At 50.4% G+C, this 15,222-nt stretch carries 14 protein-coding genes; 13 read left to right on the forward strand and 1 reads right to left on the reverse strand.

Annotated elements, in window-relative coordinates; all coding sequences use genetic code 11:
* The first annotated feature begins 2 nt into the window (after window positions 1-2).
* The 5 genes from AC0YN4_RS02460 to AC0YN4_RS02480 all read left to right on the forward strand — a co-directional run bounded on the left by AC0YN4_RS02460 (window position 3) and on the right by AC0YN4_RS02480 (window position 7,425).
* The gene (locus AC0YN4_RS02460) at window positions 3-1,679 is read left to right on the forward strand and encodes a response regulator (RefSeq protein WP_475835030.1); all 1,677 of its coding nucleotides are present in this window, start codon (window positions 3-5) and stop codon (window positions 1,677-1,679) included.
* 111 nt (window positions 1,680-1,790) lie between these two features.
* Window positions 1,791-3,569 carry a type 2 periplasmic-binding domain-containing protein gene (locus tag AC0YN4_RS02465; RefSeq protein WP_475835031.1) on the forward strand — a complete coding sequence of 593 codons (1,779 nt, stop codon included), beginning with the start codon at window positions 1,791-1,793 and terminating at the stop codon, window positions 3,567-3,569.
* A 72-nt stretch (window positions 3,570-3,641) separates the two neighbouring features.
* Window positions 3,642-4,541, forward strand: a complete 900-nt coding sequence (locus tag AC0YN4_RS02470) for an ABC transporter permease (protein ID WP_475835032.1) — start codon at window positions 3,642-3,644, stop codon at window positions 4,539-4,541.
* Between the two features lie 21 nt (window positions 4,542-4,562).
* On the forward strand, window positions 4,563-5,450 hold the full coding sequence (locus AC0YN4_RS02475) for a carbohydrate ABC transporter permease (RefSeq protein WP_475780877.1): 888 nt from the start codon (window positions 4,563-4,565) through the stop codon (window positions 5,448-5,450).
* An 82-nt stretch (window positions 5,451-5,532) separates the two neighbouring features.
* Window positions 5,533-7,425 carry a heparinase II/III domain-containing protein gene (locus AC0YN4_RS02480; protein ID WP_475780878.1) on the forward strand — a complete coding sequence of 631 codons (1,893 nt, stop codon included), beginning with the start codon at window positions 5,533-5,535 and terminating at the stop codon, window positions 7,423-7,425.
* 147 nt (window positions 7,426-7,572) lie between these two features.
* On the opposite strand, the gene AC0YN4_RS02485 is transcribed toward AC0YN4_RS02480, so the two are convergent.
* Window positions 7,573-7,767, reverse strand: a complete 195-nt coding sequence (locus AC0YN4_RS02485) for a hypothetical protein (RefSeq protein ID WP_475835033.1) — start codon at window positions 7,765-7,767, stop codon at window positions 7,573-7,575.
* A 223-nt stretch (window positions 7,768-7,990) separates the two neighbouring features.
* Between AC0YN4_RS02485 and AC0YN4_RS02490 the strand changes: the two genes are divergently transcribed.
* The 8 genes from AC0YN4_RS02490 (at window position 7,991) to AC0YN4_RS02525 (ending at window position 15,159) form a co-directional block, all read left to right on the forward strand.
* Complete coding sequence (locus tag AC0YN4_RS02490) at window positions 7,991-8,818, forward strand: GNAT family N-acetyltransferase (RefSeq protein ID WP_475835034.1); 828 nt, start codon at window positions 7,991-7,993, stop codon at window positions 8,816-8,818.
* Between the two features lie 67 nt (window positions 8,819-8,885).
* On the forward strand, window positions 8,886-9,314 hold the full coding sequence (locus AC0YN4_RS02495; RefSeq protein ID WP_475781016.1) for an NUDIX hydrolase: 429 nt from the start codon (window positions 8,886-8,888) through the stop codon (window positions 9,312-9,314).
* Window positions 9,315-9,449: 135 nt separating this feature from the next.
* On the forward strand, window positions 9,450-10,442 hold the full coding sequence (locus AC0YN4_RS02500; protein WP_475780881.1) for a mannonate dehydratase: 993 nt from the start codon (window positions 9,450-9,452) through the stop codon (window positions 10,440-10,442).
* A 112-nt stretch (window positions 10,443-10,554) separates the two neighbouring features.
* A complete protein-coding gene (locus AC0YN4_RS02505) occupies window positions 10,555-11,235 on the forward strand; it encodes a response regulator transcription factor (protein ID WP_475780882.1) in 681 nt (226 codons plus the stop codon).
* Window positions 11,219-12,529: a sensor histidine kinase gene (locus tag AC0YN4_RS02510; RefSeq protein WP_475780883.1), complete on the forward strand. Its 1,311-nt coding sequence runs from the start codon at window positions 11,219-11,221 to the stop codon at window positions 12,527-12,529. Before AC0YN4_RS02505 ends, AC0YN4_RS02510 begins: the two co-directional genes overlap by 17 nt.
* A gap of 137 nt (window positions 12,530-12,666) precedes the next feature.
* On the forward strand, window positions 12,667-13,146 hold the full coding sequence (locus AC0YN4_RS02515) for a hypothetical protein (protein WP_475780884.1): 480 nt from the start codon (window positions 12,667-12,669) through the stop codon (window positions 13,144-13,146).
* A 1-nt stretch (window position 13,147) separates the two neighbouring features.
* Complete coding sequence (locus AC0YN4_RS02520; RefSeq protein ID WP_475780885.1) at window positions 13,148-13,819, forward strand: PspA/IM30 family protein; 672 nt, start codon at window positions 13,148-13,150, stop codon at window positions 13,817-13,819.
* Between the two features lie 143 nt (window positions 13,820-13,962).
* Window positions 13,963-15,159, forward strand: a complete 1,197-nt coding sequence (locus tag AC0YN4_RS02525) for a glycosyltransferase family 2 protein (protein ID WP_475835035.1) — start codon at window positions 13,963-13,965, stop codon at window positions 15,157-15,159.
* The last annotated feature ends 63 nt before the right edge of the window (window positions 15,160-15,222 follow it).

The raw sequence follows: 15,222 nt of genomic DNA on the forward strand, positions 1-15,222 counted from the left end.
GCATGTACCGTCTGTTGATCGTAGACGATGAACCGATCATCGTCGAAGGTTTAAGTGAGTTAATCTTGCAGTCTGAGTATCCTTTGGAGGTCTATCAGGCTTTCGATGGCATGGAAGCGATTGCAATCGCGAGGAAGCTGCGCATCGACATTCTTCTGACGGATATCGAAATGCCGGAGATGAACGGCATCGAGCTGCAGAAGGAGGTGCTGCGTCTCTGGCCGCGCTGCAAGTCGATTTTTCTGACCGGCTATAACGAGTTCGACTACATCCAGTCATCGATTCGCGGGGGAGCGATCGATTACGTCCTGAAGACGGAAGGAGACGATCCAATCATCTCCTCGGTCGAGAAGGCCATTCGCGTCATTGCCGAGGAAGTAACCTACGAAGGGCTGATCGAGAGCGCTCGTTCGTCGCTTAAGCTGGCCCTGCCGGCGCTGCGCAAGGAGTATTTGACCGGTTTGCTTGAAGGGGAAGCCTCGTCGTTCGGCGTACGGAAAGAGCGTTTCGCGCAGTTCGAAGTGCCGCTCGACCCGGAATTACCGGTCGTCATGGCCGTTGGCCGGATCGACCGATGGCGCGAGGATGCGACGGGGGGCGATAAAGTGCTGTTCGCCTATTCGATCAATAACATCTTCGATGAATTTTTCGCGCATGAATTCGAATTGACGTACTTTAGAGGCGATCACGAACGACTGATCTGGCTGTTGCAGCCGAAGGCGGAGTCGGGGTATCGTCAGGCGATTGTCGGTGAACCCCAGCTGCACGCAGGCTCCGTCGCGGATTCCAATCCGGAAGCTGCCCTACACGCTTACTTGCTTGGGATGCTCGAATCCGTGCAAACGGCTTGCAGTAATTACTTGAAGCTCGCTTGCTCGTTCGTTGTCTCCAGCGAACCGTTCGAATGGGACGCGCTCGCCTCCAAATACGAGCGGCTGTCGCAATTGTTCGGCCGCGGGCTAGGACTCGGCAGCCAGATGTTGCTGTCGGACGACCGGGCGAAGTCAAGCGGAGATGAGGAAGCGCGAAGCAAGGTCAAGCGAATCCGGCTGCTGGACCAATACTTGATGCAGAAGGAACGGGCGAAATTCGAGCAGCTGTTCGACGGGATTTCGGAAGCCGTAAGCGAGTCGGAGACGCTGGAGTCAGGTTTGCCGCTCGAGGTTTTCTACGAGCTCGCGGCGATCTTCATCCCGCATTTGAATCGGTTCGAGGCGCTGGGCGCAGTCGAAGGACAGGCTATCTCGGGCAAGTTGTTCTCGATCCGAGAGCATCGATCATGGGGAGAAGCTTCCGACTTTTTCCGCGAGCTGGCAGATTTGTTGTTTGAACGCATGGATGGCGGAAACGAGCAAGAGACGAGCGAGGTCGTTGAGCAGATTCATCGGTACGTGGAGAAGAACATCGAAGGGGATCTGACGCTGAACCGTCTGGCCGAGCACGTCTTCTTGACGCCCTTTTACCTCTCCAGATTGTATAAACAGAAGACTGGCCATAACATCAGCGACTACACCGCGAGGACGAGAATCGATAAAGCGAAGCGGCTGCTCGGCGAGAGCACGCTTAAGATTCATGAGGTCGGCATGCGGATCGGGTACGATTCGGCATCCTATTTCACCCGTTTTTTCAAAAAAGCAACGTTGCTGACCCCTCAGGAATACCGCGATTCGCTGAAGTAGATATAAAAGGATAAGGAATGTAATCGCTTTATTATATTCTTGGCGTCTTGCTGACTGCATAATAAAAGCGTACCACATATTGATGCAGGATATAGGGGAGGAAAGCAGCTGATGTCGACAAATACGAAAGCGAAAGTAAAAGGCTCGGCAATAATTTCATTACTGCTTATCATGACTGCCGTAACAGCATGTAGCGACAACAACAAAGACAACACAGCTTCTAATGCCAACAGTTCGACTAACACAAGTACAAGTACTAATGCAAGTAAAAATGCAAGCGAGAATGCAAGTGGAAATGCAGACGCAAGCCAAGCAGCAACCACACCGGACGGCCCGACCGGCAAATACAATCCGCCGATCGAAGTCACGACGGTCCGCGCAGTCAATTCGGCCGCGGAATTGCCGCCAGGCGATTCGCTCGACTCCAACATTTGGATCAAGACGTTCCAAGAAGATCTTGGCATTAATCTGAAGAACGTCTGGAAAGTAAATGATGCGCAGTATCAGAACAAGATTGCCGTAACGATGGCATCCGGCGATATGCCGGACTTTATGGAAGTCGACGCACAGCAGTTCCAGATTCTCGTAGAAGCCGGCACTATTGCAGATTTGACCGATGCCTTTAACACATACGCTTCCGATCTGACGAAGGGCTCGATGGAAGCAAACAACAGCGTGAGGCTCAAGGCGGCAACAACGAAGGACGGCAAACTCATGGGTATTCCGTCTGACGGCGGAGATATCACGGATACCCAACTCATCTATATTCGCAAAGACTGGCTGGCCAATGTGGGGCTTGAAGCGCCGAAGACGATGGAAGATGTCATTAATATCGCCTTGGCGTTCACGAAGAACGATCCGGACAAGAACGGCAAGAACGATACGTACGGATTAAGCCTCGACTTAAACTTATTCAATGGTTGGTCCGGTCTTGACGGCTTCTTCAACGGTTACCATGCGTATCCGTTTAATCCGACCAAGGGATCGGCTACGAATCTGAACTTTATGGTAGGCGCGGACGGCAAGGCACAGTGGGCCGACACGCAACCGGAAGTGAAGACCGCTCTCGGTAAGCTGGCCGACCTCTTCAAGCAAGGAGCGATCTATCCGGAATTTAGCGTCATCGACGGCATGAAGTCCGCAGAACTCGTCACATCCGGCAAAGTCGGCATGTCGTTCGGCGCGTTCTGGGTGCCGACATGGCCGATCAATAATATGTACAAAGATCTTGGCGCGGATTGGGGCATCTATCCGCTCGTATCGTCCGACGATAAGCCTGCGCTCTCGCAGAGCATGACCGGATTACCTTCGCACTTCTATGTCGTAAGCAAGAAGGCCGAGCATCCGGAAGCTCCGATCTTGATGTTGAATACGTATATTGAAAAGCTCTACGGACATTTCGACAAAAATTACCACACGGTTACGGTAGGCGACAAAAACTATGGCGTCTTCGGTCTTTCACCGGTCCGCGGAGGCTCACCGGGCAACAATCCGAAGGCAGCTATCGCGGTTCAAGCTGCTAAGCAATCCGGCGACACGTCGGCATTGAACGACGAACAGAAGCAATATTACGATCAGGTGGCCAAATTCGAAGCCGGCGACAAGGACATGTGGGCTGCGAATAAACTTTGGACAACTGACGGGGTTTTCAGCCTCCTGGGCAAGTATAGCGACAATAACCTGGTCTTCCAATCGGCGTATGTAGGCAATCCGACAACGACGATGATCGCCAAAGGTCCTTCGCTTCGCGACGAAGAAGTTAAGATGATCACCTCAATCATCATGGGCTCCAAGCCGCTTGATTACTTCGACGAGTGGGCGGCAAACTGGCTGAAATCAGGCGGTCAGGAGATTCTCGACGAAGTCAACGCAAGCGGTCAGGTTCGATAAGACTTATGAGGGGGGTAGGGGCTAACCGCTAGCCGCTATCCCTTCTTTGTATCATGGCAGGAGGGGAATCGATTGAGCCGCAGAAATTGGGGATTGGAATGGCCGCTGCATCTGATGCTGGTTCCGGGTCTGATTATTGCGCTGATATTCAGCTATGGCCCGATGGTCGGCCTCGTCATCGCATTCGAGAATTTTATACCGGTTAAAGGGATTTTTCACTCTGAGTGGGTCGGATTCGAACATTTCAAGTATATCTATCACTTGTCCGAAACAAGGGATGTTCTAAGGAATACGGTATTCATCGCATTCATGAAAATCGTCGGAGGCTTGTTCGCGCCGCTCATCACCGCGCTTCTACTGAACGAAATCAGGATCAAGTACTTCAAGCGCACCGTCCAAACGATCGTCTACATGCCGCACTTCCTATCTTGGGTCATTATGGCGGGCATCTTGCTGGATGTGCTCTCCCCGACATCCGGGATCGTGAATCAATTCATTTCGTGGCTGGGATTCGATAAAGTGTTCTTCCTCGGTAACGATAAATGGTTCCCTTACGTGCTGGCGGGAACCGACGTATTGAAGGAATTCGGTTTCGGAACGATTGTCTACTTGGCTGCCATTACCGCAGTAAATCCGTCGCTGTACGAAGCCGCCGTCCTGGATGGGGCTAACCGCTGGAAACAAACGCTTAACGTAACGATTCCCGCGATCATTCCGATCACGATATTGCTTACAACACTCGCGCTCGGCAACGTTCTGAACGCCGGCTTTGACCAAGTCTTCAACCTGTACAGCCCATCCGTCTATTCAACCGGCGACATTCTCGACACTTACGTTTACCGGATCGGACTGGCCAGTGCCCAATATGGAGTGGCGACCGCCATCGGACTGTTCAAGTCGGTAATCTCGCTCATCCTCATTTCGTTGTCTTATCTCGCGGCCTACCGTTTCGCAAATTATCGTATCTTCTGATAAGTCGCAAGGAGGATTGTTATGATTCAACCCTACTCATGGAGTCGCAAGGTGTTCGTAGGTTTCAACTATACGATGCTTGCGGTTTTGTCTCTAATATGTCTTCTGCCTTTGATTAACGTCTTCTCCGTTTCCTTAAGCTCGGCCGCAGCGATCGAAGCGGGCAAAGTTACCTTATGGCCGGTCGATTTCACTACGAAGGCGTACGAGTTTGTTGCGAAGAAGCATGAGTTTCTGATCTCGATGGGGATATCGACAAAGCGCGTGGCACTTGGCGTCTCCATTAACATGCTGTTAACGTTGCTTACGGCCTATCCGCTGTCCAAGGAAGCGGCGAACTTGAAGTTTCGGACGGGATACGCCTGGTTCTTCGTCTTCACGATGTTATTCTCCGGCGGATTAATTCCATCTTATATGGTTGTCCGTAATCTGCATCTGCTGGACAGTGTCTGGGCACTTGTGCTCCCTGGGGCGCTTCCGGTATTCAATGTCATTCTAATGCTCAACTTCTTCAGAGGTTTACCGAAGGAGCTGTCGGAGTCTGCGTACATCGACGGCGCCGGACATTGGCAGACGCTCTGGCGCATTATCGTGCCGCTCTCGATGCCGTCTATTGCAACGGTAACATTGTTCGCGATCGTCATGCACTGGAACGAATGGTTCAATGGGCTCATCTATATGAACGATCCGATCCACTATCCACTTGCCAGCTACTTACAGACCATTGTCGTCCGGATGGATATGTCCTCCATATCTGACCCCTCGATGATTCTATTATTATCGCAGTTGAACGATCGCTCGGTGCGCGCGGCCCAAATTTTTCTCGGCATGGTGCCGGTACTGTGCGTCTATCCGTTCCTGCAGCGGTACTTCATGAGCGGCATCACGCTTGGAAGCGTCAAGGAGTAAGGCATTGCCCGCTAAGCCGTCCTTTTCTTCGGAGTAGGGCGGTTTTCTTTGATTCTTATTAGAACTGGGAGGAGATCAAACGATGTTATATGAACGATATGGTTCGGCGCGGCTTGAGGAGCTTGGCTTCGGAGAAGGGCCTTACGCGCCGTTCCCGAAGGCGGAGGACCGCGAATCCTGGGGATCGATCTCTGCTGAGAAAAGAGAGAGTTGGCTGCGGCATGCGGACCGTTATGCGGATTATGGGTGGCCGGCACTTAAGGTATCGGACTATCGCGCCTATTGGACGAGCGGCGACTTGTCGCGCCTAAGTCTCGCCTATTTTGAACGGAGAAGCGTGCTCGGCATTCTCGTCATCGCTGAATGCATGGAAGGTGAAGGCAAATACGTTGATCAAATTTTAAACGGGATCTTCGCCATCTGCGAGGAGACGACTTGGGTGCCCCCGGGCCATCGCAGCCACTGGAAGGAATTCGATAAGCAAGAGAGCATCCCTGGCAGTAAAGAATACGGAGTCGAGCTGTCATCTGCGGAAACGGCACGGCTGCTCCTATGGACCCGCTATTTGCTTGGAAGCAAGTTCGACGCAATCAGCCCGCGAATTAACGAGCGCATCGTCCGGGAGACGAAGGAGCGTGTGCTGATTCCTTACCTTGAGCACGACGATTACTGGTGGCAGGGGTTCACTCCCGGCGAGCGGATCAACAACTGGAATCCGTGGTGCAACGGCCCGGTGCTGGCTGGATTCCTGCTCATCGAGGAAGACCCGAAGGTCAGAAGCGCGGGAATTGCCAAAGTGATGAGAAGCCTCGACGCGTTCATTGCGACTTATCCGGCAGACGGCTGCTGTGACGAAGGACCGTCTTATTGGAGTGCGTCGGGGGGCGGTTTATATGAATGTTTGGAAATGCTGTCTCTGGCGTCACAAGGACGTTTCGATATATTCGGGGAACAGATCGTGAAGGATATTGGCGCTTATATGCCCAAAGTACACATTCATGGCGAATATTACGTCGCTTTCGCCGATTGCGATGCAAAGGCGAATCCGGCAGGCGGTGGTGTATATCGCTACGGCGTTAGCGCGGGGGATGAGTCGCTCGTCCGTCTGGGCGCCAGCTTGCCGCCGAGCGGCGATGCAAGCACGCGAATTTGGTTTAACTTATACGGCTATGCACGGGATTTGTTCATCGAGAAAGAGAGGCTCGCGCAAGAATCGAAGGCGCCTTATTTGCGGGACGCCTGGTTCAGCGTTACCCAAGTAATGACCGCAAGGGAGCATGAAGGCACCGAGCAAGGCTTGTACGTCGCGGCCAAAGGCGGCAACAATGTGGAAGCGCATAACCATAATGACGTCGGCGGTTTCCTCGTGTTCGCCGATGGCTATCCGCTGCTCGTAGATCTAGGCACTGAGGAATACAAGGCGCAGACGTTCAGCGATCGGCGCTATGAACTATGGTATCTGCAATCGCAGTACCATAACCTGCCAACGGTGCGCGGGGTTCTGCAGCAAGACGGCGGGCGGTACAAGGCCCACTATGCGGAATATTCGCAGCAAGGCGGCCGCTCCGAGCTTCGAATGGACATCGCAGGCGCGTATCCGGAGGAAGCAGGCATTGCGGCTTGGGAGCGTACGGTTCGACTGGATCGAGACGGCGTCCCCGCTGTGACAGTCGGTGATGTATTTACCATGAAGGACGGCGCTCCGTCGGAAATGTTCCATTCGTTGATTACTCCGAGCGAGCCTATAATCGGGGGCGAGGGCAACGACAGGATTCTGCTGACTTACGCGCCCGGCAAGCAGGCGGTCATCCGTTACGACGCCGAGCATCTTCGTGTGCGAATCGAGAAAATCGATTACATGGATAGCCGACTGAGAAGAAACTGGGGCGACCACATGTATCGCATCTTGCTGGAGGAACGGCAGCCGGTCGCTGCCGGCGAGAGAACGATCACCGTTACGCTGGGTCGCGGCTGAGGAAGAATTATTGACGATAAACGACAGCGAGGCTGCCAGGATTAATGACTGGCAGCCTTGCTGTGTTAATGGGAGTATAATTTGCAGCGTAATTTAACCAGCAAATTGATTAATAAGAGACTGCCCAAGTGAGCAGTCTCTAAATCGTTACTTTTTGATTGTTTTTATTATTTCCAGTGCTTTGTTATAAACGAATCTTTCCCATCTGGCTAGTAAGCCGGTACCATTATCGCCGCTTGCAATTTGAGCAGCGTGTCGTTTATGAAACTCTGCAACTCGTTGATTATGGTTGTTATGAGCCGTATTGAAACGTTCGTGGCGAAGGTGTGTTTTGGCGTTCATAGATAATCCCTTCTTCCATTTTTATTTGATCATACCATACAGGACAAGACAGCTACAACAAGATGGTTGTAACGGAGAACACTAGTACAACGACGTTAGTTGTTGTTGTATATTAGGTGCATACAGTCATTTTAGACTTCGTTTATAAGGCTGCACTGTTTATTCATTTCCTGAGCAGTCACGACGGGGAATGATAGTTAAAAGATGACGAGGTGATTATTAAATGCTGCACGTATTGGAGAAAAAGGACTACTCCCGCTTACGGCCTATGCTCGCAGCTGGATTTCAATTTCCGGAAGTTGAAGCGGTTGTTGATACCATCAATAGTGGATGGATCGTGACTGACGATCCGAATCATCCGGCTTCAGCTTTGCTATGGGCGGAAGGGCTTGGAGGGTTTTTTCTGCTTGGCGATGAAACCAATGTGCCATTTCTACATGCGTTGGACCACTATATTGATTTCCAGCTTGTGGACAGCAGATTTGAAGTGGCAGGCATGCATGACGGATGGAATGGCGTAATTGAGCGGCAATTTGCCCGCAGGAACTTAAAGAAATCAACCCAACTGATCTATAAATGGCATGAGCAGAGCGAGAATCGAAAAACCCTCATTGAATTTCCGCAGCCGTTCGTTCAAGTGGAACGTTTGACTAGCGATTGGCTAGGTTCTAGCCGGATGAATAACCTTGATTTCGTGAAGTCGGAACTGCTCGGTTTCTGGGGGAGTCTTGATCAGTTCATAGAGCATGGCGTTGCCTATTGTGCACTGCAGGAGAACAGGATTGCAAGCCTTTGCTACTCTGGATTTGTGGCCGGACAAACGCATACACTCGGCGTTAAAACATTGGAGCCTTTCCGGCAGCAGGGGCTGGCTTACTGGACTGCACAAGCATGCATTCGGGAACTAAGAAACAGGAAGCTGTCTCCGTATTGGGACTGTTCGTCTGGAAACGAAGCTTCCGGGAGACTTGCTGAGAAACTGGGTTTTCATAAGACGGAGGAATACAATCTTTATTCCATTGAGAGATGTTCACAGATCGGAGCGTCTTGATCAGTCAATCTTACTTGCTATTGATCCCAACTATTATGGATTTGAGGAGTGTTTTCTTTTGATAAGAGTGAATGTAGCTTCCGCATTAATTTACGATGATTCAAATAAACAAATATTATTGGTTTTGAATAAAAAAGAGGACTCTTCGTACTGGAGTTTTCCAGGGGGTGCCGTTGAAGCAGATGAAACATTGGAACAAGCTGTAAAACGCGAAACTAAAGAAGAGTCGGGTTATGAAATAGAAATTACCGGACTTTACTCAGTCAGGGAAGCGTTATTTACAGAAAGGGGGCACCATGCATTACTATTTACATTTTTGGCAAAAATCGTGGGTGGCGAAATGAAAATCTCAGACCCGGATGACGAAGTAATAGAAGTTAAGTGGTTGGATCTTGAATCTGCAAATAAATTCATGACTTACTTACCCGAACAATTAAAAGTAAGAAATGGAGAAAATAAAGTATCAGTCCCCTATCATTTCCATGGGAGAGTATGAGATTGATATATGAATTGCCGAAAAAGCTTCTTGTGATAATAGATTAGATAATGTCGATAGACATGAACTCTCTCACCTGCTCGTACACTGTACTATTGAGCTTGTTCGATGATAAATCGCCGCGGAGGGATAACGATGAATATGCGGATTGCCTTAGGCCAAATGCAAGAGCTGACGCAAGAAACCATGACGTTTGCCAAGCAATTAGGTGTAACGAGCGTTCAGCTCAACACACCGAATCTTCCTGGTGAACGCAGCTGGGATTTGGAGGATTTGGTTGCATTAAAGAAAACTTGCGATGATAATGGATTGTTTCTGGAATCCATCGAGAATGTCCCCATCCGCTTCTACGATAAAATCATGCTTGGTTTGCCTGGCAGGGATGAGCAAATTGAGAATTATTGCAGCATTATCCGTCATATGGGGCATGCCGGCATCCCGATACTGGGCCACCACTTTATGCCGAACTTTGTTTGGCGGACATCCTCGGAGCCGGGCAGGGGCGGAGCCATGTGTACGGCTTTCGATCTCGCGGTTGCAGCAAACGGCGTCAACCAGGTGAAATATGCTTCCAACCGTGAAGTGAGAATCCCGGACGAATCGGTCATGTGGGAGCATTATGCTTATTTCTTGAAGGCTGTGCTTCCTGTAGCCGAACAATCAGGTGTGCGGCTTGCGTTACACCCTGACGATCCGCCGGTTGCCATGCTTGACGGAACGGCTAGAATTTTCTATAAAGTGGAGAATTTCAAGAAAGCCGAGTCAATCGCTAATAGCGACGCATGGGGGCTTAATTTATGCCTTGGCTGCTGTTCGGAGATGGTCTACGGAGCCGCTAATGTCATGGAGATGATACGGTATTTCGGCCCGAGAAATAGAATCTTTTACGTGCATTTTCGCGACGTACAGGGCACTATGCCGAAGTTTCAGGAGTGCTTCCTGGGAGAAGGAAATTATCATCCGGCTGAAGTTTTGCGGGAACTGAAACAATCGGGATTCACTGGATTCATAATGGATGATCACGTGCCACATGTCATTAATGATTCAGCATGGGGACATCGCGCGCGTGCGCATGCCGTCGGCTATATGCAAGGGCTGCTGAATGCTTTGGAGCTTCTTGAACGGTAATTCACGACCCTATTCGCCAATCTAGCGGATAGGGTTATTTTTTTACCGTATTTTAACCGTTTGTTTGGTATACTAACCTATTATCTCGGATGTAGCGGCGGGGAGCGTAAATGTGAATATTCTATTGGCGGAAGATGATAAGAAGCTCGGCAAGCTTGTCAAATATATGTTAGAGAAGAAAGGCGGCTATCACGTTGATTGGGTGGAGAACGGGGAGGATGCGCTCGATTATGCCCGTGGATCGGCTTATGATGTGCTCATCCTGGACTGGATGATGCCGCTCATGGATGGTGTGGACGTATGCAAACGACTGCGAGGCGACAATTACGGACAAGCCATCGTCCTCCTGACGGCTAAGGATTCACTGCAAGATAAAATCTTCGGCCTCGATGCAGGAGCCGATGACTATCTGACGAAGCCTTTCGAGATGGATGAGCTGCTCGCTCGTCTCCGTGTGCTGGCAAGGCGGAATTTTGCCCCGAGGAAGCTGGATATTGTGACGTTCAGGCATTTTACGCTTAATCGTACCTCACATCAGCTATCGCGAGACGGCGAGGAGATTCTGCTTAGCCCGAGGGAGTATCAGCTGCTTGATTTCTTCTTGCAGAACACCGGCAATGTGCTGACGAGAGAGGCGATTCTCAATCGCATCTGGGGGCTCGGCAGTGATGTTTCCTACAAAAATGTCGATGTTACCGTGAAGATGCTCCGGGACAAACTGGACGATTCCGGTAAGGAGCCGGTCATTCACAGCATCAGGGGGGTAGGCTACCGGTTTGAAATGGACGCTTAAGAAGGGAAAGAAGCGAGACTTATTCCAATACACACAAAGGAAGCTCACGGTTACTTATACGTGGCTCATTATTCTGTTTCTGGTGTTATTCTCGATCATCGTATCGCTCTTCTTCATGATCATGGCTTACCAAGAGCAGAGCAATTCGCTTCGCAAGACCATGTTTGCGACCGAGGACGGCCGCGTTGTCGTTCCGGATTTGGAGAACAGCCGCGGCGATGATTTGTTTTTCTTCTATGTGCTGGATAATCGTGGTCAAGTGCTTGCTCAGAGCGATGCTATTCCGGAGCTTAAGGACCGCAATTTGGCGGAAATTGAAGAGTGGCAGCCCGAAGGGGATACGTTCCGGTTACGCTGGCTGCCCGAACTGCAGCGACGCTACGGGGATCTTCTGATTCGAACGGATGATCGGCTGCTCTTCGTTGGCGCGCATCCGATTATGACGACGAATGGACCGGCGACGATCTTTGCAGCGAAGGATGTCACCTTTTATTGGGATATCCTCCGGAATCTGCTCATCGTGTTCATCGTTATTCTAATTATTTTCATCATTGCAGCCGTCAAACTCAGTTCATCCATGTCCAGTAAAGCTATGATTCCGATTCAGCAAACGTTCAAGCAGCAGCAGCAGTTTCTGGCGGATGCTTCTCATGAACTCCGGACTCCGCTTAGCATTATGAACACGTCACTCGATGTGATTGAACTGGAGAACGAAGATACCATTACGCCGTATTCGAAGGAAGTCGTTTCGGATATGAAGGAAGAGATTGGCCGAATGAGCCGTATGGTGCAGCATTTGCTGATGCTCGCAAGGTCCGATGTCGGCTCAGTAGAGTTCGAAATGAGCGCTTTCGACATTGTGCCTAAGCTCCGCCAATGGGTGCTTGCTTTCGAAGGTGTTGCTCAGAAGAAAAGGATTAAACTGCGGACGATGCTGCCGGAAACGCTGACCGTGAAGGGCGATCCGGAGCGATTGAAGCAGCTGGTCTATATCTTGCTGGATAATGCGATCAAATACACGCCTGAAGATGGGAAGGTCGACGTTGGTCTTGACCCCAACCCAAGGCAGTGGCGGATCATTGTCCGGGACAGCGGTATCGGCATTGCCGCAGCGGATCAGCCTCGCATCTTCGACCGGTTTTACCGGGTCGAGAAGCATCGCTCTCGTGAAGAAGGCAGCGCGGGGCTTGGCCTCGCGATTGCGAAGCAAATCGTTATTGCCCACCGTGGTTCGGTTGTTCTCGAGAGTTCGCCGGGAAAAGGAAGCACATTCTCGGTAGAGTTTCCTGTCTAGCATACGATGAAGGCGAGCATCCCTTTCTCTTAGGACGATGAAGAGGAAGGGAATTATTTTTTTACCGTACTTTTACCATTGCCCTATATAGTTGGTACTGTAGAGACAAGATCACTGTAGGGAAAGGATGATTAAGCGTGAGACGCGTGAGACCTTGGGTGAAGAAAGCGCTGTTGGTATCCGTCATCATCGTAGCTGTCGGAGCCGGTTTAAGTGTAGTGGCCGGTGAACACGGGCGTGATGCATTGAAAGTTGTAAGGGTGAGTCAGGAGTTTCATGGCAGACCTGGAGACGACATGAAGGTTGAGATAAGAGGTGGCGAGGTCGGGGCTATGCCGGCATTACGCGGTGAAGCTATGACTGTGCCAGCGCCGCCGGTGCCGGTGTTCCGAGAGGGCGGCATACACATCGATCGGGATCATGAGAATGGTATTAGCCCCGGCGTAGCGGTAGGCGGAATCATTCTGATCGTCGGACTTTTATTGTTCTGGATGAGCAGGAGAGGCAAGAAGCCCAGAGTCGCAGATGGGGCGAATGTGCTTGCAAACATACCGACGGCATCGGACTTCCTGGACCAATGGGAAATGCAGCAAAACCAAACAAAGGAGTCGAAATAAGATGGGGATCTTCAAACGTATTAAAGATGTGTTTCTAGCCGAAACGAACGGTCTGATCGATAAGTGCGAGAAGCCGCTCCATATGGTGAATCAATATATGCGGGAATTTAGTGTCGAGCTTGAGAAGGGGCAGCGAGCACTTGCTCACCAGCTGTTTATTGAGAAGCGGCAAGCGGTGCTGATTGCGAATGCCGAGACGGCAGTTGAGAAACGGAGCCGCCAAGCGAGACTTGCGGTGGACCAAGGCGAGGATCAGATCGCGAAGCTGGCGCTGCAGGAGAAGCTGCTGCAGGAGAAGAAGCTGGCCGTCTACCGCGAGCAGTACGCAACGATCCAGGATCAGACCAAAGTGCTGGAAGAGCGTATTGCCCAGCTGCTGGTGCAATCGGAGGAGTACAATCATCGCCGCCTACTGCTCGAATCCCGGGTTAATGTGGCAAGCTCCCTGAAGGAGCTGAACCAAAGTGTTGTATCGTTTCAGACGGACGGCATTGGCAGAGGATTCGCCCGGGCGGAGGAGAAGGTGCTGATGATCGAGGCGGAGCTTGCGGCCATGAATCATTTCAACACGCCGGCTAAACGGTCCGCGCCTCAGTATCTCGATCCGACGTTAACGGCGGAGATCGAATCATCACTAGCCGAGTTGAAGCAACAACCGGCAGCAGAACAATAGCGTTTAAGGAAGCAGTGAGCCGCGGTTCATTGCTTTTTCTTTGTATCTCGATTTAAGCTTAGAAGGTTTTTCGAATAAATGTGCGCTCTGACTATCTCGGACATGGTGATTCTTTCATAGATTACTATAAAGGGAAGAGGTGCATGAGCATGCCGAAAGTCGGCGTTGTGATGCCGGTTTATTATCAGAACGAAGCTCACATCCGAAAGGCGATTCAAACCATACGTAATCAACAATACCGAAGCTTTACCTTCCTGATTGTTATCGATGGGGCGCCAGAGCTGCTGCCGCTTATTCAAGAATGCACCGTGGGGGATCCCCGGGTAACAATCGTTTCCTATCCGTTCAATCAAGGCGTCGCATTTGCACTGAATTACGGCTTTGAAATCTTAATGGACCAAGGTTACGATTACTTGACTTGGGTATCGACGGATAACATCTATTACCGGCAATTCTTAGGTACATTAGTAAACGAATTAGATCGGGCGGATCCCAATGTGGGCATCGTGTACAGCAGCTTCAATCAAATTTTCGAAAACGGCGACCCCGCTCATACCCCGGATTTTCTCCGTACGCTGCGCAGCTGGCAGAATCGTCCCAAGGAGGCACTGCTCGATGGCTGTATTATCGGGCCTTCGTTTATTCACCGTGCGGAGTATTGCCGACTCGTAGACGGATATCGGTTTAAATATATTCAAGACTACGATTATTGGCTGCGAATGACTGATTACTGCGAGATTAAGTACGTACCTATAGAGCTGATGGATTATCGGATTAATTCTCCGTTCAGCTTGTCTACCCACATCGCAAACGATATTTCAAAGCACCGCTTATGCTGGAACGAGGTTCACAAGGCCCATTATGAAACGCGCCAGAGACGAAGCAAACCGCTATTGTTTAGCGCATTGTTCATAGTGAAACCTGGCGAAGTAGCTCGTGCGCATTCGGCGCTTGGAAACATCATCGACCAGTACGAAACTAACTTCGAGCTGATCATCGTCAGTCTAACGACACAAAGAGAAATTGAAGAAATCATAGAGTTGTTTGATGATTCTCGCATTCGAATCTTTTATTATGTCAATCATTCGATTAACTACGCCTTGCACAAGGCACTTGGGAAAGCAAAGGCGGAGTGGTGCATTATTTTCGACAGCGAGCATGCACCGGCAGATGTTACATTTATTCGTACTCTGAAAGAATCTAAGCTTATGGATGCGCAATTGACGTCATCCGTCATCAACTATAACGGGGATATCACTTCATCGAGAACGATTACGTATTTGTATCAGACGATGACCGTTCGTTCGAGGATGCAGGCGTTTATACAAGCATCGTTATAAGAGGAGTGCAGAAATTAGTAGTCAGTAAATTTACATTTTACACAAAACCACCGAAATCAGGAT

It is taken from the genome of Paenibacillus sp. J22R3 (assembly GCF_056269305.1).

Excerpts from the sequence above, each read along its gene's own strand:
- AC0YN4_RS02460 (WP_475835030.1), top strand. The coding sequence starts at position 3 with ATGTACCGTCTGTTGATCGTAGACGATGAACCGATCATCGTCGAAGGT.
- AC0YN4_RS02465 (WP_475835031.1), top strand. The coding sequence starts at position 1,791 with ATGTCGACAAATACGAAAGCGAAAGTAAAAGGCTCGGCAATAATTTCA.
- AC0YN4_RS02475 (WP_475780877.1), top strand. The coding sequence starts at position 4,563 with ATGATTCAACCCTACTCATGGAGTCGCAAGGTGTTCGTAGGTTTCAAC.
- AC0YN4_RS02480 (WP_475780878.1), top strand. The coding sequence starts at position 5,533 with ATGTTATATGAACGATATGGTTCGGCGCGGCTTGAGGAGCTTGGCTTC.
- AC0YN4_RS02485 (WP_475835033.1), bottom strand. The coding sequence starts at position 7,767 with ATGAACGCCAAAACACACCTTCGCCACGAACGTTTCAATACGGCTCAT.
- AC0YN4_RS02490 (WP_475835034.1), top strand. The coding sequence starts at position 7,991 with ATGCTGCACGTATTGGAGAAAAAGGACTACTCCCGCTTACGGCCTATG.
- AC0YN4_RS02500 (WP_475780881.1), top strand. The coding sequence starts at position 9,450 with ATGAATATGCGGATTGCCTTAGGCCAAATGCAAGAGCTGACGCAAGAA.
- AC0YN4_RS02520 (WP_475780885.1), top strand. The coding sequence starts at position 13,148 with ATGGGGATCTTCAAACGTATTAAAGATGTGTTTCTAGCCGAAACGAAC.
- AC0YN4_RS02525 (WP_475835035.1), top strand. The coding sequence starts at position 13,963 with ATGAGCATGCCGAAAGTCGGCGTTGTGATGCCGGTTTATTATCAGAAC.